Origin of the sequence: Aestuariibius insulae (assembly GCF_040783535.2) — a bacterium.
Classification (GTDB): Bacteria; Pseudomonadota; Alphaproteobacteria; order Rhodobacterales; family Rhodobacteraceae; genus Aestuariibius; species Aestuariibius insulae.
Genome location: NZ_JBFONW020000001.1, coordinates 1,166,065 through 1,183,133, shown reverse-complemented (window position 1 = coordinate 1,183,133; position 17,069 = coordinate 1,166,065). Strand labels below are relative to the sequence as shown.

The 17,069-nt window shown below is 60.7% G+C and carries 16 protein-coding genes; 7 read left to right on the top strand and 9 right to left on the bottom strand.

The window, feature by feature from the left end:
• Nucleotides 1-27 precede the first annotated feature (27 nt).
• A complete protein-coding gene (locus AAD018_RS05805) occupies nt 28-2,373 on the bottom strand; it encodes a glycogen/starch/alpha-glucan phosphorylase (protein ID WP_412005203.1) in 2,346 nt (781 codons plus the stop codon).
• Between the two features lie 18 nt (nt 2,374-2,391).
• The gene (locus AAD018_RS05800) at nt 2,392-2,655 is read right to left on the bottom strand and encodes a DUF2312 domain-containing protein (RefSeq protein WP_367313076.1); all 264 of its coding nucleotides are present in this window, start codon (nt 2,653-2,655) and stop codon (nt 2,392-2,394) included.
• Between the two features lie 125 nt (nt 2,656-2,780).
• On the opposite strand from AAD018_RS05800, the gene AAD018_RS05795 reads away from it, so the two are divergent.
• A complete protein-coding gene (locus AAD018_RS05795) occupies nt 2,781-2,996 on the top strand; it encodes a hypothetical protein (RefSeq protein ID WP_367313077.1) in 216 nt (71 codons plus the stop codon).
• A gap of 181 nt (nt 2,997-3,177) precedes the next feature.
• Here the strand turns inward: AAD018_RS05795 and AAD018_RS05790 are convergent, their stop codons facing one another.
• Complete coding sequence (locus tag AAD018_RS05790; RefSeq protein ID WP_367313078.1) at nt 3,178-4,209, bottom strand: phosphotransferase family protein; 1,032 nt, start codon at nt 4,207-4,209, stop codon at nt 3,178-3,180.
• A gap of 243 nt (nt 4,210-4,452) precedes the next feature.
• Between AAD018_RS05790 and AAD018_RS05785 the strand changes: the two genes are divergently transcribed.
• The gene (locus tag AAD018_RS05785; RefSeq protein ID WP_367313079.1) at nt 4,453-5,676 is read left to right on the top strand and encodes an acyl-CoA dehydrogenase family protein; all 1,224 of its coding nucleotides are present in this window, start codon (nt 4,453-4,455) and stop codon (nt 5,674-5,676) included.
• Nucleotides 5,677-5,702: 26 nt separating this feature from the next.
• Here the strand turns inward: AAD018_RS05785 and AAD018_RS05780 are convergent, their stop codons facing one another.
• Entirely contained in the window at nt 5,703-5,912 is a 210-nt protein-coding gene (locus AAD018_RS05780) for a hypothetical protein (protein WP_367313080.1), read from the bottom strand.
• Between the two features lie 142 nt (nt 5,913-6,054).
• On the opposite strand from AAD018_RS05780, the gene AAD018_RS05775 reads away from it, so the two are divergent.
• Entirely contained in the window at nt 6,055-6,480 is a 426-nt protein-coding gene (locus tag AAD018_RS05775) for a protein tyrosine phosphatase family protein (protein ID WP_367313081.1), read from the top strand.
• On the opposite strand, the gene AAD018_RS05770 is transcribed toward AAD018_RS05775, so the two are convergent.
• The 5 genes from AAD018_RS05770 to AAD018_RS05750 form a co-directional block, all read right to left on the bottom strand.
• On the bottom strand, nt 6,477-7,478 hold the full coding sequence (locus AAD018_RS05770) for a FliM/FliN family flagellar motor switch protein (protein WP_367313082.1): 1,002 nt from the start codon (nt 7,476-7,478) through the stop codon (nt 6,477-6,479). The genes AAD018_RS05775 and AAD018_RS05770 overlap by 4 nt on opposite strands.
• A 68-nt stretch (nt 7,479-7,546) precedes the next feature.
• Nucleotides 7,547-10,207, bottom strand: a complete 2,661-nt coding sequence (locus AAD018_RS05765; protein ID WP_367313083.1) for an ATP-binding protein — start codon at nt 10,205-10,207, stop codon at nt 7,547-7,549.
• Nucleotides 10,207-10,476 carry a hypothetical protein gene (locus tag AAD018_RS05760; protein ID WP_412005185.1) on the bottom strand — a complete coding sequence of 90 codons (270 nt, stop codon included), beginning with the start codon at nt 10,474-10,476 and terminating at the stop codon, nt 10,207-10,209. Before AAD018_RS05760 ends, AAD018_RS05765 begins: the two co-directional genes overlap by 1 nt.
• Nucleotides 10,473-10,841 (bottom strand): response regulator transcription factor, encoded by a 369-nt coding sequence (locus AAD018_RS05755; RefSeq protein WP_367313084.1) that lies wholly within the window; start codon nt 10,839-10,841, stop codon nt 10,473-10,475. The genes AAD018_RS05760 and AAD018_RS05755 overlap by 4 nt, the downstream gene beginning before the upstream one ends.
• Nucleotides 10,842-10,971: 130 nt before the next feature.
• A complete protein-coding gene (locus AAD018_RS05750; protein ID WP_367313085.1) occupies nt 10,972-12,249 on the bottom strand; it encodes a helix-turn-helix domain-containing protein in 1,278 nt (425 codons plus the stop codon).
• Nucleotides 12,250-12,470: 221 nt separating this feature from the next.
• Here AAD018_RS05750 and AAD018_RS05745 point away from each other — a divergent pair, with 221 nt between their 5' ends.
• The 4 genes from AAD018_RS05745 to AAD018_RS05730 all read left to right on the top strand — a co-directional run bounded on the left by AAD018_RS05745 (nt 12,471) and on the right by AAD018_RS05730 (nt 17,066).
• Nucleotides 12,471-13,847 (top strand): substrate-binding protein, encoded by a 1,377-nt coding sequence (locus AAD018_RS05745; RefSeq protein WP_367313086.1) that lies wholly within the window; start codon nt 12,471-12,473, stop codon nt 13,845-13,847.
• Between the two features lie 118 nt (nt 13,848-13,965).
• A complete protein-coding gene (locus tag AAD018_RS05740) occupies nt 13,966-15,006 on the top strand; it encodes a branched-chain amino acid ABC transporter permease (RefSeq protein WP_367313087.1) in 1,041 nt (346 codons plus the stop codon).
• A 75-nt stretch (nt 15,007-15,081) separates the two neighbouring features.
• Nucleotides 15,082-16,296, top strand: a complete 1,215-nt coding sequence (locus tag AAD018_RS05735; RefSeq protein WP_367314195.1) for a branched-chain amino acid ABC transporter permease — start codon at nt 15,082-15,084, stop codon at nt 16,294-16,296.
• An 11-nt stretch (nt 16,297-16,307) separates the two neighbouring features.
• Nucleotides 16,308-17,066 (top strand): ABC transporter ATP-binding protein, encoded by a 759-nt coding sequence (locus tag AAD018_RS05730; protein ID WP_367313088.1) that lies wholly within the window; start codon nt 16,308-16,310, stop codon nt 17,064-17,066.
• Nucleotides 17,067-17,069: the final 3 nt, after the last annotated feature.

The following is a 17,069-nucleotide window of genomic DNA, read 5'->3' as shown; positions in this document are numbered from 1 at the left end:
TAACCTTAGGGCACGTTTTCGGTTCCGTCAGGCGCTAACAGGCGAGATGCCCCAGATATCCGCCATATAGCCGCGGATCGTCCGATCCGACGAGAACCAGCCAGACCGCGCGACATTCAGCGCCGCCTTCTCGGCCCAGCCGTCTGCATCGGCAAACCAGCGGTCCGCCTCACGCTGCGCGCGCCAGTAATCGGCGAAGTCGGACGCAACGAGGAAATGATCCGGGCCGCTCACGTTATCGGCGATCCCCGCAAACAGATCCGGCCAGTCCGGAATAAAGGTCCCGTCCCTCAGCGCCTCAAGCGCCCGTGCCAGCCGAGGCTCCGCCTCAATCGCCGTGGCGGCATGATCCGGAATCGCGCGCCGGGACGAGACCTCCTCGGCGGTCATCCCGAAGAGCAAGAAATTCTCCGCCCCGACCCGCTCCCGAATTTCAACATTCGCGCCATCCAGCGTGCCGATGGTCAGCGCGCCATTCATCGCGAATTTCATGTTCCCCGTGCCCGACGCCTCTTTGCCCGCCGTCGAAATCTGCTCGCTCAGATCCGCCGCCGGGATCAGCCGCTCGGCCAGGCTGACATTGTAATTCGGCAGGAACACTACCTTGAGCAGATCGCCTGTCACGGGATCAGCGTTCACCATCCGAGCGACCTTGCCGATCAGATGGATGATCTCTTTGGCGAAGTGATACCCCGGCGCCGCCTTTCCCGCGAAAATCTTTACTCGCGGCACCCATCCCGCCTGAGGCGCATCGCGCATCTCCTGCCACAGGGCAATCGTCTCGAGAATGTTCAGATGCTGGCGCTTGTATTCGTGGATCCGCTTGATCTGCACGTCGAACATCGCGCCCGGATCAACCTGCACGCCCTGCGTCGCGCCAAGCCAGGCCGCCAGCTGCACCTTGTTCGCCCGCTTCACCTCGGCCATCGCCTCCACGACGCCCGGCTGCAAAGGCTCCAGCTCGCCCAGCCGCTCCAGATCCGTGAGCCATCCTTCCCCGATCGCCGCCGTCACCGCGCCCGCCAGCCCCGGATTGCATCCCGCGATCCAACGGCGCGGCGTCACCCCGTTCGTTTGGTTCACAATCCGCTCGGGGTGCTGCCGGTGCAGCCCGGCAAAGACCGTCTCCTTCATCAGCTCGGTATGCAAAGCCGACACGCCATTCACGCGGCCCGCCATCGCGAAGGCCAGGTTGCCCATCCGCACCTCGCTGCCGCCCAAGATCCCGGCCCCCGGCATCGCGCCCGCCAGCATCCGGATGATCTCCAGATGACGCGGCAAGAGCCAGCCCAGCAGCATCTCGGGCCAACTCTCGAGCGCCTCGGGAAGCAGCGTATGGTTGGTATAGTTCAGCACCCCCCGCGCCAGCTTCAAAGCCGCGTCGAACTCCAGCCCCTCCTCGTCGATCAGAACCCGCATCAGCTCGGGCCCCGCGATCGCCGGATGCGTGTCGTTGAGCTGGATCGCTACATGATCCGGCAACGTCTCCATTGGCAGGCCCGCCGCCCGATGATCGGCCAGCAGATCGGCGAGCGAGGCCGCCGACAGGAAATATTCCTGCTTCAGCCGCAGCGTCTGACCCGCCTCAGTTCCGTCATCGGGATAGAGCACCCGGCATAAGGCTCGCGCCGACGCCTCCGTCTCGGAGGCACCGACATGATCGCCGCCATTGAACCGGCCCAGATCGAAGCTCTGCACCGCCTCGGCCGCCCATAGCCGCAAGGTTCCGGCAAAAGAGCCCTGCCAGCCCGGGACCGGCACATCATAACCCTGCGCCCAGATCGTCTCGGAGGGCTTCCAGACCCCGTCCGTCACCGTCCCGAAAAACCCGATCCCGTAGCTGCGCGCGCTGCGCAGCTCCCAGGGATAGCCTCGGCTCAGCCAGTCCTCGGGCGTTTCGGTCTGCTTGTCGTCCTCGATCCCCTGCCGGAAGAGCCCATGTTCGTAGCGCAGCCCGTATCCGACCGCCGGGCATCCCACCGTGGCCATCGAGTCCAGAAAACACGCCGCCAATCGCCCAAGACCGCCATTGCCGAGCGCCGCATCCGGCTCCACTTCCAGCACATCGTCCAGTGTCAACCCCAGCTCCAAGCACACAGCCTTCGCCGCGTCCCGCAATCCCAGCGACAAAAGCGTATCGCCCGCCAGCCGCCCGATCAGGAATTCCATCGACAGATAGGCAACCCGCTTGTGCCCAGCGCCGCGCTCCAACGCAGACTGCCAGATCGGCACCACGACCCCGCGCAGAACCGCCGCCATCGCCCGCCGGACCGAGCACAGATCCCGCCGCCCGCCGTGATCCGAGCTCAACCGCTCGAGAACCGCCGCCCGAAAGGCCGCGTCGCTTGGCACCGTCACAGCTTCATCGCGCATATCGGCCATCGCCGGGGATCACATCCCCAACGCCTCCTTGTACATTTCGAGAACCGCCTCTTCCTCGGCGATATCGTCACGGTCGCGCTTGCGCAAAGCGATGACCTTGCGCATCACCTTCGTGTCGTAGCCGCGCCCTTTGGCCTCCGCCATGACCTCTTTTTGCTGCTCGGCAATGTCCTTTTTCTCGGCCTCGAGCCGCTCGAACCGCTCGATGAAGGACCGCAATTCGTCTGCCGTCACGCGGTATTGCTCGGTCACACTGCTCGTCTCGTCGCTCATCGCTCGCCTCTGATCGGGAAATTGCCACGCGCGGTCCTAGCCCGATGGGCCCCGCCCGCGCAAGCCCGCTTGCACGCAGGCCACGCCCGCGCTACCGCAAGGCATTCAACGGCCAAGGAAATCCCATGCAAGCGCTCGTCTGGATCGGAGCCCTTATCACGCTGATCGGCTTTGCCGGCATCGTCTGGAGCCTCCTGAAGGTGATGAAGGCCCGGCGCGAGGAGCTCTCCGACGACGAGCTTCGCCAGCGCATGCAAAAGATCGTGCCGGTCAATCTAGGCGCGTTTTTCCTATCGATGCTCGGTCTGATCTGCGTCGTCGTGGGTGTGATCCTGAGCTAACTTCGATCAAGACGCCCGACCGGCGGCCACGCCGGGCAGCGCCCGACCCGCCCCCCACGGGGCGGGCGCTTCTTCACCGTCTGGCTTCGCGCAGCCGTCCAGCCCCGACCGACATGCCGCGCTCAGTTCAACTCCGCCCCGCCGGGCCGGGCGCTGCCCTCGTCTCTCAAGACCAATCGCCTCAATCCAGCATCCCGACGATCATTTCCTCCAGAAGCGGCACAAGCTGCCCGTAGATCGCCCCTTTCGGATCCGATGCATTTCCCGCCGCCGCCCGGCTCGCGACCCCCTGCAGGATCGCCGCCAGCCGGAACCCCGAGAAGACCAGATAGAACGTCCAGTCCCCAACGCCGTCGATCCCGCGCGCCGCACTATAGGCCGCGACATACTCCTCTTCGGTCGGCAGCCCCAACGCCGCGCGATCCTTGCCCGCGAGGCCCCGCATCTGCCCCCCATGAGGCAGCCGCCATTGAAAGCACTGATAGGCCAGATCGGCCAGCGGATGGCCCAGCGTCGACAGTTCCCAGTCGAGCAAACCGATCACCCGGGACTCCCCCCGCGCGAACATCATGTTGTCCAGCCGGTAATCCCCGTGCACCAAAGCCACCTGCCCGTCATCTTCGGGCATCCGTTCGCGCAGCCAGGCCTCGATCCGCATCATCGCCTCCGACGGCGTCTCGACCGAAGCCCGGTATTGCTCCGCCCAACGCTCGGTCTGCCGCGCGAAGTAATTTCCCGGTTTGCCGTAATCGCATAGCCCCACCGCCTTGGGGTCGACCGAATGCAGCGCCGCCAGAACCCGGGCCATCTCGTCATAGTAGGCACGCCGATCCGTCTGAGAGATCTCTGGCAGGACCGGATCCCAAAAGATCTCCCCGTCCAGGTATTCCATCACGAAGAAAGCGCGACCCGTCGGCGATGTTGCGTCTTCGGCCAAAGCCAACATGTTCGGCACTGGAACATCCGTTTCCGCCAGGGCCGCCATGACCCGATACTCTCGTTCCACCAGATGTGCCGATCTCAGCAGCTTGCCCGGCGGTTTGGATCTCAGGACATAGGGTCCCGATGCGGTATCGATCCGATAGGTCGGATTGGATTGCCCGGATCCAAACTTGACCAGGCCGGTCACACCGGAAAGATCCGGGATATGAGCCATCAGCCAATCGGCGATCACCGACGGCTCGGCCCCCAGCGCTGCACTCTCATCTGTCATGATCTCATCTAGCCTCGGCCAGCTGAGGAAGTTCAAGAGAATTCCCCCGCTAAGCGGCGCACGCCATTGCACAGATCTCGCCCGCTCAACGTCCAGGCCGCCGCCTTCGGTTTTGCCACAATTGCACCGACCAAATACCGACGCGATACCGACGCGATACCGAAGGCTAAAATCAGTTGAATCGGGGATTGCAGCGCTTCCCGTCCACCGGCACTCTCAGGGTCCAATCTAGGAGCGTCACACATGGATCTCGGCCTCTCTCCCTCTCTTCAGACCACCTATGACGCCGTCCGCGACATGGTCCGAACCGAGATTGCTCCCCTCGATGACGAGTTCCTTGCCGAAGTGGAGAAGGGAGACCGCTGGACCTTCACCGATCGACAGACCGAGATCCTTGAAACCCTTAAGAACAAAGCGAAATCCCGTGGCCTCTGGAATTTCTGGGACACGTTTTCGGGCGGAGATCTAAGCACGGTCGACTACGCCTATCTCGCCGAGGGAATGGGCCGCAGCCATCTTGGCGCCGAGGTCTTCAACTGCAACGCTCCCGATACCGGCAACATGGAGGTCTTCTCTCGCTACGGCACGGATGAGCATAAAGAACGCTGGCTAACACGCTTGAAAGGCGGAGAAATCCGCTCTGCTTACCTGATGACCGAACCCGATGTCGCAAGCTCGGACGCCACCAATATCGCCATGTCCGCCATCCTCGATGGTGATCACTACACCCTCAACGGAGAGAAATGGTGGGCCACCGGAGCAGGCGATCCGCGCTGCGCCGTCTATATCGTGCTCGCCAAAACCGGCGGCGACCATTTCCCCAAACACGTTCAGCACTCCATGTTCGTGATCCCCGCCGACGCGCCCGGCATAAAAAAGCTAAGAGCCATGGAGGTTTACGGCCACGACGACGCCCCGCACGGCCATATGCATATCCGCTTCACAGACGTCCGCGTTCCCGCGAAAGATCTGCTTCTAGGCGAAGGGCGCGGCTTTGAAATCGCGCAAGGCCGCCTCGGCCCAGGCCGCATCCATCACTGCATGCGGGCCATCGGCCAAGCCGAGAAGGCCTTGGAACTTATGACAAAACGGTCAATCAGCCGGGTCGCTTTCGGCAAACCGCTCGCCCAGCTTGGCGCCAATTACGACGAAATCGCCGATGCCCGGATGGAGATCGAGCAGGCGCGTCTTCTTTGCCTCAAGGCAGCGTGGATGATGGACCAGGGCGACAAGCGCGCCGCTGCCCCATGGATCAGCAAAATCAAGGTGATAGCGCCCGAAATTGCGCTTCGGATCACGGATGCCGCCGTCCAGATGCATGGTGCGATGGGCGTCTCGCAGGACACACCGCTCGCGCGGCAATGGACGAACCTGCGCACACTCCGTCTTGCTGACGGACCCGACGCCGTTCACCGGCGCCAGGTCGCCCGCGCGGAGCTTCGCAAATACACCCAGGAAAAAGTTTAGCTTGTCAGGGCATTAGACCTGACAAGCTAAACCGGCATATTGTCGAATTGCGCCTCGATCGCCTCATCCCGCAATGATGCATTGAGCCGCCTTGCCCTGATCGGAACCGCCATGCGCTTTTGGTCCATTTCTATGATCACACGATGCAGCCTTGGCTGAAGGCTGGTCCGATCCGAACTTTCCTCGATCCGCTCCAGCAGGTCGCTCAGTTCATACTCCATCTGTTGGCTGGTCATCTCGCTCTCCCCATTGAGACGGTATCACCATATCAGATTCGCTCGCCCCGTGCTTGACTCAAATCAACTTATGGTTTTGCGCAGCTCGACTTTCCGATTGCTGATCGCTAGACGAAGAACACCGCGACCGGTAGGAAGGGCCATGGACATTCGCCCCCTCACGCCAACCTACGCCGTGTCTCCTCAGATAGAGCCGACCGATATCTACGCGATCCGCGAGGCGGGGTTCACGACAATCATTTGCAATCGGCCTGACATGGAGGTCCCTCCCGCTGTCCAAAGCGACGCGATACGGACGGCGGCAGAGGCGGCGGGCCTTGAGTTCAAGGATCTTCCTGTCACCCATCAGACCCTCACGCCAGAGATCATCGCGGAACAGAAACGCATCCTGGATGGATCAAGCGGTCCTGTCCTCGCCTATTGTGCATCGGGGACCCGGTCGTCTATCTTATGGTCCCTCGGCCAGGCGGGCGAGCGTCCTGCGGATGAGATCATCGCAGCAACCGCTCAGGCTGGATACGATCTTGCCGGACTTCGGCCGCAGATCGAGCAATTGGCAAAGTCCTAGGGGACGTCGGAGCTCGACCGGTTGTCCACACCCTCAAGGGCGTCGAGAACCTGATGCTCTTGAGGTATCCGAAGCTCGGGAACCTGATCCTCCGGCGAAGCGACCTTGGCAAGATCGAAGACAGGCTCGACCATGACCTCGCTGACAAGTCTGAGCGCCCGGGCCCCTGAAACCTGCCCTAGCCTCCCGCGCGCGACTGTCGCGCCGGAAAGCGTTTCGATCCGAACGCTGGACAGCGCAGCGACCGGGACAGGCACGATTGATCCAACCTTGAACGCGCGCAGTTCAGCAAGGGGAAGATTGGGGCGGTGCAGAACAGCCTCCAGATCCGCGGTCGCGCACATCAGACGCGATTTGAATTGAGAGCGCCAAGTCTCTACATTCGCCTGCTTTTCTGACATGGCTTGCACAGGTTCGGGTAGAATAATTTGAATGCGTCCACTTCGACCGGCTTCGCCTAACGCGACCTCGAGATCCGTGATCCGGAACGATCCATCGTTCAGCAAAAGCTCTGCCGCAGAAAGCTCAGACAGAAGCGTCAAGTGTCCGTATCCGCGAAATCGTTTGGCCAGCGACGTTCCTTCCGCCAGATCCAAAACCTGAAGCAACATCGCATCAATGAGTGAAGCCGCCATCGAAGCATCGGTGTGGGTAGGGCGCCGAGGTTCGGATGGATCGGCCGCAACCCGTCCTGTCGTCGCCACTTCGATGGTTGCGGACATTACCTGATGATCGAGAACCACCAAACCGTATCGCTCGTTCGGCCCGCGCATCAGAAGGATGAGCAGATCGTCTGTCAGATCCGCAAGGCAGTCTAGAAGGGACCTCACCTCCTCACGCCCGTCCACGACACGCAGATCAAGGTCTATCGCCTGCTCCGCACCTTTGCGCAGCGCGCGACCCAGTATCTTGAGATCAGCGTCATCCCGTCCTGCGCCAGCCCCGACAGGTCGCAACTTGCGCCGCAATACCGGATCCGTCTGACCCTCTCTTGTCATGTCTTCGCCCGCCATGCGCTCATACGGAGAAAGCCTTAACGGCTGAACGTTACTTGGGGGTTAAAGTCCTACTCGGCTGCAAGCGCTCGCGCATCCGGGAGAACAACGCGGAACGCAGCTCCATCGCGTCCAGGCAGATAATCGATCGAGCCGCCGAGCTTTTCCATAATCTCGCGGCAAATGGCGAGGCCGAGACCTGCGCCGCCTGCAGCCGAATGATCGGACAAGCGCGAGAACTTTTCGAATATAACCCGGCGCGATGCCTTTGGAATTCCGCTTCCGTTATCCACAATGTCGATGGTTCGCCCTCTTACCTCGATCCGCAATTCGGGGCTTTCCGCGTCACAGTATTTTGCGGCGTTCGAAATCAGATTGATGAAAACCTGGCTCAACCGATCGAGATCCGTTTCAAGCAGAAGGCTGGCCTCGGCATCGCGATCGCGAATGATGCGCAGACCGATTGTCTGCCGTTCGGTAGCAGCCACGGCCCTGTCGATCAGATCCACAAGCGGGCCGTCGGCGACATTAAGGGTTACCTGCCCGTTTTCCAGCACGCTTAGGTCAAGAAGATCGTCAAGGAGCCGTGTCAGTCGAACCGCCTCGTCCTGGATAATCCCAGCAAACCGGGCACGCTCATCTGCCGGAACGTCTCCGTCGCGCAGCAATTCCGAGAAGGCGCGGATCGACGTCATAGGCGTTCTAAGCTCATGGCTGATTTGGCTGAGAAATCCGTCCTTCTGGATCGAAAGAGCGGTCAGCTTCTCGTTGGCCTCCTGAAGCTGCTGCGCCGTCAGCGTCAGCTCTGCCGATTTCGCTTCTAGCCGGGAGGAATACTCCATCATCTGTGCCGTCTCGTCAGCCACCGCGATAAGATCCTCGACGGACACCGATGTTCCCCCCTGGATCTGTCCGATCATCGCATGGGCCGTCGCCGCACCGACAGAACCTGCAAGCTCCCGCTCGAGCCGATCAAGAAAGTCCGGAGTGACTTCCGGCAGATAGCCTGCGGTGCCTTGGAGCTTGGCCTGCCCTTCGAACAGGTGATGAGCTTGGGTGCTTCCGAGGATCCGTTGCGCCATGACGAGCAGGTCTTCCGCTTCCGCGGTGCCTTGCCCCCACCCTTTGGGACTGGCGGAATGGGCAAAAACGTCGACGACTTGCGCACCCTGAAGCCGCTCTAGCGGGCTGGGGAAGGACAGGACGGATCCGATAAAAACCGCAAGCGCGTTAAGGATCATTGACCACAGGACGGTGTGCAGTACCGGATCCATCCCTTCGATCCCAAAGAGCGCCTGCGGCCTGAGCCAGCCAATCCCCATCGGCCCGTCGGTCATGACGCTTTCGGGTAGACCAAGGCCACTGCCCGGTAAGAAGAGAGTGTAGATCCAAATCGCAAATCCGATCACAAGCCCTGCGCCCGCGCCAATCCGAGTCGCGCCTCTCCAGAACAGACCCGCGAGTAACGGCGGCAGGATCTGTGCACTCCCGGCAAAGGAAATCAGTCCGATAGACGCTAAGGCCTCCGTCGCGCCGGAGAGCTGAAAGTAGAGCCAACCCAAGGACAGGACCACCGCAATCGCGATGCGGCGAGACAGGATCACGGTCCGCCGAACATCGCCTGACATGCTGGCACGGTCGCCTGTCGAGCTAAGCCAGATCGGCATGACGATATGGTTCGACACCATGATCGAGAGCGCGATAGAGGCCACGATGACCATCGATGTCGCCGATGAGAGCCCGCCGAGAAAGGACAGAAAAGCAAGCCCGTCCGCACCCAGCTGAAGCGGCAGGGTCAATACGAAAAGATCCGGGTTCGACCCCTCCGGCATCACATCGAGGCCGATTACCGCGATCGGCAGGACGAAAAGGCTCATCGCTCCAAGATAAAGAGGGAACGCCCAGCTTGCGGTCGCCAGATGCCGTTCGTCAGAGTTTTCAACCACCATGACGTGGAACATCCGGGGCAGACAGAGAACCGCTGCAGCCGACAGGAAAATCAGTCCGGCCCAGCGTCCCGGCCCGATTTGCCATTCGGCCTGGGGCGACGCATCGATCCGCGCGAGCACGTCCGCCGGCCCATCGGCCACTTGCCAAACAACGAAAATTCCGACGGCGAGCAAGGCAAACAGTTTGACCACAGCCTCCAGGGCAATCGCCATCACCACGCCGTGGTGCCGTTCGTTAACGTCGAGATTGCGCGTCCCAAAAAGGATAGTGAAAAGAGCAAGCCCCACGGCGACCCAGAACGCCGTCGCATGCAAATCTGCCTCGCCCCAACCCTGCTCCGCGAAGACCGAAACGGACAGGGTGACCGACTGCAATTGCAGGGCGATGTATGGCGTGGTCGCCACGACAGTGATGACGGTCACGATCACGCCAAGCGTGTTCGATTTTCCGAACCGCGATGAAATCAGGTCGGCAATCGATGTGATCCTTTGCGTCCGCCCCACCCGGACCAACTTGCGCAGAAGGGCCCACCAGCCCACCAGAACAAGTGTTGGTCCCAGATAGATGACGAGATATTCCAGCCCGGATCTCGCGGCATATCCGACCGCGCCGTAGAAAGTCCAACCGGTGCAGTACACGGATAGAGAAAGCGTGTAGACCAGCGGCGATCTTAGCCAGCCGTCCCGTCCATTCGCGGCCCGCCGCTCCGCCCAGAAGGCAACGGCAAAGAGCACCGCGACGTAACTCAGCGCGACACCAACCAGCAGGTTGAAAGACAGCATCAGTCGCGACCTTCTCCGCCCTCATCCGGCTCCGGACGGCTGAGGGGCCCAGACAGACAAGCCGCCGCGACGATCAATGCAAGCCAGGCGCCAAAGACATAAAGAGCAGCATTGGAGTTCAGTTGAACAGAAGCCCCCGATCCGCCTGACCAGGTCAGAGGCACCATCAAGAGCACTGCGCCGACAATGGGCAAGACCCGCGCGACATCGCGAAGACGCCTGCGTCTATAGGTATCTCGTGCCAGAAAGATAGATGGTCTCTGGCTCATGACGCAGCAAGCGCGCGTACGCTTTCGAGCACTTCCGCGTTCGAAAACGGCTTGGTCATGAAACGGCTGACGCCAAGCCGAGCTGCCATTTCACGGTCCTTCGTCTGCCCGCGGGCCGTCAGCATCAGGACCGGTAGATCCGCCGTCGCCGCATCGGCACGAAGATCGCGCAGGATATCAAATCCACTGCGCCCCGGGAGCATGACATCGAGAATGACAAGTTCCGGGCGGCCTTCCCGCACCTTCTCTGTCGCCGTCTCCCCATCGGAATGCGTGTGCACGGTCCAGCCATCCCGGCTCAGAATAAAGCTGATCGCTTCGATGATATTGGGCTCATCTTCGATCAGCAGGACACGTCGTCCCATGTACCAGGTCCTCCCAAACCCTGTCACCGGCCGGTTCTCCGGCTCTTACATTGACTATCGCGACAATGGGGGAGCCTGTCAAAAAAACAAAGGGGATAGCATGCTCTTTCAGACTGCCATGGACCGCCGTCTAAAGGATAGACGCCTCCCGGCGAGCCGCACAACCGGTGCGGGGACACACTTTGCAGCTCGATCCGACCTCCAACGCCGTCGTCGTCTCAGGCCCATCCGCCAAGAGAAGCATGGTCGCTTCGACCACAGGGGGCTCATCGAACCGAGCGGGTCCCCGGATCTCGGCCGTTGCAAATGCTGTGAACCGCGCAGGCGGCGCAGCGGGCATGACAAGCTCCGCCCGGAGCGGCAGCCCGGCCCGGCCCATGGCGGTGAAGACCGGCCACCGCGCGCAAGCGGCTCCGAGAGAAGGCATCTGAAATCCGGGCACGGGCTTTCGGAACAGGATCGCTCCGGCCGCATCGCTTAGGACAAGACCGGTCGGCCGCCCGCCAAGCCCATCGCCTCCAACCGCAAGACGGCGCAGAACAGTCCCAAGATCCACGCCAAGCTGAGCTGCAAGTTGCGCTGGATCGATGTCCTTGGACTTACGGACTTTGGAAAGGGACGCTTCGGGCACCGCCTGCGCATCGCGGGCATATCGATTCAAAACCGGTCGTGCAGCGCGGCGGGCCTGAGGCGAAAAGAGCTCTTCGAGCGTTTTGTCCACCGCATCGAGCCCTCCGGCCTCAAGCGCATCAATCCGCCAGTCATGTGCCTGAAAGACCGACCCTATTTCGTCGGCCGGACTTTCCGAGGTCCCTTCGACCGTATCCCGCTCGAGATAGTCGACAAGGGCCTGACTATGCTCAGCAAGCCGTAGACTGTCATTGTAGAGATTGGCGTGAAACCGGCGGCGCCAGTCGGCATCTAGATTCTCTCCGTTCACTAGTATCGACGAGGTCGACCGGATCGCGGTCACCGCAGAGATCGTCTCGTGCAGGGACGCCGCGAGTGCCGGATCATGCACCATCCGGTCGGCGAGCGTTTCCACCCGTTCCGCCAGCAGATCGATCCTTGCAGCCTGCGCGGTGACCAACTTGGCCCAGCCTGGAAAACGGTTCGCGAACTCGTCGATCCGGTCAAGTTCCGTGTGGACGTCGACCGCATTCGATGCGGTCTGCAGATCGCGAACCAGAGCTGCCTCCGCCCCCTCCATCAGAAGAGACGGGTCCATCTCAAGTTCTCTGGCGATCGCATTGACAAGCCGGCCGCCAATTCTCCGGCGGTCATGCTCGATTAGGTTGAGATAGGAAGCCGAGATTTCAACCTGCCTGGCAAGATCCGCCTGTTTGATACCTGCGGCCATTCGCGCCTTGCGGATCCGCGACCCGATTTGCCCTGTCGATGATGCCACCGGTTTTCCCTGTCTTATCAACGGATCGCTGCATTGCACAGATAATAGGATTTACAAGTTTCTGCGACGCATTGTCGATAAATTTACAGAAAAGTTCAGCAGTGCAAAGGTCTTGTTGCGAGATTTTCCGCCAAGCACCATGACTCCTACACGCTGTAAACATGACAGTCGTCTGAATGCGCGAGGAGGCGCAGAGGCGATATGTCTATCGGGAGGATAACATGGCGAAATCCAATTTCACGCGTCGCGGCCTTATGCGCACAGGCGCATTAGGCGGTGCGGCTCTTGCGACCCCTACGCTCTTCACCAGCAGGGTCTGGGCGGAAGCGCATACCGGCTTCACCAATGCTCCGCCGGGCGACACGGTCACGTTGGGCTTCAACGTTCCGCAATCGGGGCCCTATGCGGATGAAGGCGCCGATGAACTGCGGGCCTTCGAGCTTGCAGTTGAGCATTTGAACGGAGAAGGCGATGGCGGCATGCTGCAGACCTTCTCGTCCAAGGTTCTCGACGGAACCGGGATCATGGGCAAGCGCGTCGAATTCGTGACTGGCGACACGCAGACGAAATCCGATGCCGCCCGCGCCTCGGCCCGGTCGATGATCGAGAAAGACGGCGCCATCATGGTGTCAGGCGGATCAAGCTCCGGCGTCGCCGTTGCCGTACAGGCGCTCTGCCAGGAAGCTGGCGTGATCTTCATGGCCGGCCTGACCCATGCGAACGACACGACCGGCAAGGACAAGAAGGCGAACGGCTTCCGCCATTTCTTCAACTCCTACATGTCGGGCGCCGCGCTTGCCCCAATCCTCGCCGCGCAATACGGCAATGATCGCAAGGCCTATCATCTGACAGCCGACTACAACTGGGGCTATACGACAGAGCAGGCCGTGCGCGAGTCAACCGAGGCTCTGGGCTGGGAGACAGTGAATACGGTGCTTACGCCGCTGACCCAGACCGACTTCTCGTCCTATATCGCGCCCGTTCTGCAGTCCGAGGCGGACGTCCTCGTCCTGAACCACTATGGCGGCAACATGGTCAACTCTCTGACTAACGCGGTCCAGTTTGGCCTGCGCAGCCGCCAAGCCAATGGCAAGCAGTTCGAAATCGTCGTGCCGCTCTATTCCGAACTGATGGCGCGCGGCGCGGGCGAGAATATCGCCGGCATCCTCGGCTCTCAGAACTGGGACTGGAAGCTGGAGAACCAGCTCGGCGAGCGCTACCTTGGCACAAACGCATTCGTGCAGAGCTTCGGCAACAAGTATGGCTTCCCGCCCTCTCAGGCCGCCCATACCTGCTACGTGCAGACGCTGCTTTACGCCGATGCCGTCACGCGGGCCGGATCGTTCAACCCTTGCGCCGTCGACGAAGCCTTGTCGGGCTTCGAATTCGACGGGATGGGCAACGGGCCGACCCTTTATCGTGCCGATGACCACCAGTGCTTCAAGGACGTCGTCGTGGTGCGCGGCAAGGAGAACCCGGAGAACGAATTCGACCTCGTTGAAATCGTAGAAGTTACTCCGGTCGATCAGGTCACATATGCGCCTGACCATCCGCAATTTGCGGGCGGCTCGCTGGGCGAGTGCAACCCGGGCGCCTGATCCGCGCCAATGCTACGGCCGTCGCTCCCGTGTCGGAGCGGCGGCCTTCCGATCCACCGGGTCGGATCAGATTGCAAACCGACACGTCATCTGACCGGAACGTCGCAGCGGGGCCGCCATGGACGCCATTATCCTTCAAATCCTGAACGGGCTCGATAAGGGCAGCGCTTACGCGCTGATCGCCCTCGGCCTCACGCTGATCTTCGGCACGCTGGGTGTCGTAAACTTCGCTCACGGCGCGCTCTTCATGCTGGGCGCGTTCTGTGCTGTCACCTTTTCGCGCCTGCTGAGCCTCGGCTTCGTTCCCGAGGATGCGGGCGACACATCCGTCGGCGGCTTCAGTTTCGGTGCGCTTCAGCAAGAGACGCCCTATGTCGTCCACTGGTTCGGTGAAGCGACGGGCAATGCTATAATAGACTGGGCTGTCCCGCTCTCGATCCTCTTTGCCATCCCCGTGATGATCGCAATCGGCGTCACGATGGAGCGCGGCTTGATTAAACACTTCTACAAACGCCCCCACGCCGACCAGATCCTCGTGACCTTCGGTCTCGCGATTGTGCTGCAAGAGATCATCAAATATTTCTATGGCGCGAACCCGATCCCGACCCCGGCCCCTTCGGCCTTTGTCGGCAGCTTCGACTTTGGCGTTCTCCTCGGGTTTGACCCCGGATCAATCGTCTATCCCTATTGGCGCCTCACCTACTTTTTCTTCGCCGCGATCTTGATCGCTGCGGTCTTTGCCTTCCTGCAATTCACGACATTCGGTATGGTGGTTCGCGCAGGCATGGCGGATCGCGAAACCGTGGGCATGCTTGGCATCGACATCGACAGGCGCTTTACCATCATGTTCGGGATCGCCGCTGCAGTGGCCGGACTTGCAGGGGTCATGTACGGACCCATCAATTCACCCAACTATCACATGGGCATGGACTTTCTCGTCCTGAGCTTCGTGGTGGTCGTCGTGGGCGGCATGGGCTCTCTGCCGGGGGCCGTTTTGGCAGGCTTTATGCTAGGCATCATCGAAGCCTTCGCGTCGATGACACAAGTTCTGAACGTTCTGCCCGGGATCAATCAGATCATCATCTATCTTGTCGCCATCGTCGTGCTTCTGACCCGTCCTCGCGGTCTGATGGGACGCAAGGGCGTGATGGAGGACTAAGCCATGACAGACCAAACCACCGATACTCGCGCTGTCCGCGCCTCCGCCTCAAAGACAAAAACGGGCTCGGGCAGAGTGATGGGTCTGGGGCGCAAGGATTTCTCGCTATTCTTGCTCGTTCTCGCGTTGTCCCTCTTTGCACCCTTCCTCCTCAATCCCTTCCCGGAGGGGTCTGCACTGTCTCAGTTCAATGCAGGCTACCCGGACCTGATGCAGCGCTTCGTAATCTTTGGGATCTTCGCGATCGGCTTTAACATCCTCTTCGGTCTGACCGGCTATCTGTCCTTCGGTCACGCCGCCTTTCTGGGCGTCGGTAGCTATGCTGGCATCTGGATGATGAAACTGCTGACGACCAATGTGATCCCGGCCATCCTCGGATCGATCGTCGTCGCGGGCCTTTTCGCATTGATCGTTGGTTTCATTTCGCTTCGGCGTTCCGGGATCTATTTCTCCATCCTGACTCTCGCCTTCGCGATGATGTCCTTCGCCTTGGCCTATTCGGTTCTCACCCCGATCACCGGCGGCGAGACGGGTCTGCAACTCAAGTACTTCGATCCCCGGATCCTCGATGCGGAACTTGCCCCCGGAAATCCGCCGCGTGCAAACCTCTTCGGTTTGAACATGACCTCAAGCTACGAGCTTGAGATCGGCGCTTGGGTCTTCACCTTCAATGCGGGCTATTATCTCGCAGCCTTCATGATGCTGCTGGCCTTCTATCTCTCGATCCGCATCTTCCGCTCTCCCTTCGGCATGATGCTGCGGGCCGTGAAATCCAATCAGAACCGGCTGAACTACACCGGCATCAGCTCAAAGCCGTACACTCTGGCAGCCTTTGTGATCTCGGGCATGTATGCGGGTCTGGCAGGTGGATTGCTGGTCGCGATGGACACGCAGGTCGGCGCAGAGCGAATGTTCTGGACGGCAAGTGGAGAGGTCGTTCTCATGACCATCCTTGGCGGTGCGGGAACGCTGATCGGGCCTGTCCTTGGTGCGGGCTTCATCAAGTATTTTGAGAACATCATCTCGAAGATCAACAGCACCGTCCTGCATGACTGGTTCGCCTTCTTGCCAGACGGCCTCGAGAATATCGTCGTCGCCATCATCTACCCCTTTGTCGGCAAAGGCTGGCACCTGACACTCGGCCTGCTCTTTATGTTGGTCGTGATCTTCCTGCCCGGCGGTCTCGTCCAGGGTGGCCAGAAGCTCGCGACGGTTTTCCGGCGCGGGAAGAAGGCCGGCTCGGTGGAAAGCGACGCGGCCAGAAAGCAGCCCGGCCATCCCGGCGAATAAGGAGACGGCAAATGGGAATTCTCGAAGTCAAAGGTGTGGGAAAGCGGTTCGGAGGTCTTCAGGCGCTAGGCGACGTCAATCTGTCGGTCACCGAAAGCACGGTTCACGCCATCATCGGTCCGAACGGGGCAGGCAAATCAACACTGCTCAACTGCCTTGTCGGCAAGCTGATCCCCGATACCGGTTCGGTCCTCTTCGATGGCAAATCCGTACTCGGACGCAAACCGCACGAGATCAACCAGATGGGTATTAGCCGGGTGTTCCAGACCCCCGAGATCTTCGCCGATCTCAGCGTGCTGGAGAATGTCATGATCCCCTGCTTTGCCAGACGGGACGGCGCCTTCCGTCTCCATGCCATCGAAAGCGTCGAGAATGAGAAAGGCCTGCAGGAGAAGGCGGAGGAGATGCTCGCCGATGTCAATATGCTGGAAAAGCGTGACATGATCGCAAGTTCGCTGTCGCGCGGTGACAAGCGCCGTCTCGAAATGGCGATGTGCCTCGTTCAGGATCCCCGTTTGCTTTTGCTCGACGAACCAACCGCCGGCATGGCGCGGGCGGATACCAACAACACCATCGATCTGCTCAAGGAGATCAACGAAAAGCGGGATATCACGATGTGCATTATCGAGCATGATATGCATGTGGTTTTCTCGCTGGCAGAGCGGATCACCGTTCTCGCGCAAGGCACGCCGCTCGTTGAAGATACACCGGAGAATATCAAGGGGCATCCAAAGGTCCGCGAAGCCTATCTGGGAGAAGCACATGTCTGACGC